This is a genomic window from Colwellia sp. MB02u-10 (assembly GCF_014077185.1).
Lineage (GTDB): Bacteria > Pseudomonadota > Gammaproteobacteria > Enterobacterales > Alteromonadaceae > Cognaticolwellia.
The window spans coordinates 1-532 of record NZ_JACGVK010000091.1 but is presented as its reverse complement, the minus strand read 5'-3'; the positions used below and the strand labels follow the sequence as shown (position 1 = coordinate 532).

The window sequence follows — 532 nt, the reverse complement described above, 5'->3', positions numbered from 1 at the left end:
GTCCAAACACGCTAGCTTCGGACGTAAATTCTTGAAAGAGAAATAGGTCTGTAGCTCAGCTGGTTAGAGCGCACCCCTGATAAGGGTGAGGTCGGCAGTTCAAGTCTGCCCAGACCTACCAATTTCGTCCTCTATCTTCGTTGGTTCATCACTCATGTAGGAAACTACATGTCGCGATAAACCGCCTTGATATAGAACGAAATATGAGTATTACGTTTTAGCTTAAAGTGTGTTTCCCATTGCGGGGCTATAGCTCAGCTGGGAGAGCGCCTGCCTTGCACGCAGGAGGTCAGCAGTTCGATCCTGCTTAGCTCCACCACTTCTTCACTAAAGAAAGAGACCAAACTTAAACTATCAAAAGTTGATAAGTTAAGTTTGGTTTTTTAAACCAAGTCCTCACCGAATGTGTGTGAATGACAAATTCTTTAACAATCTGGAAAGCTGATATAAATACCGGTATTTATATGATGAACACGGTGTCGCGCTGTTGTTTGTAAATTATAAATACCAAGCTGTTATTAATAGGAATATC

Annotated in this window: 2 tRNA genes; both read left to right on the top strand. The window is 42.1% G+C overall.

The features are described from left to right. Positions 1–44 precede the first annotated feature (44 nt). A tRNA-Ile gene (locus tag H4J59_RS03985) sits at positions 45–121 on the top strand. A 122-nt stretch (positions 122–243) separates the two neighbouring features. Further along, positions 244–319, top strand: a tRNA-Ala gene (locus tag H4J59_RS03980). Positions 320–532: the final 213 nt, after the last annotated feature.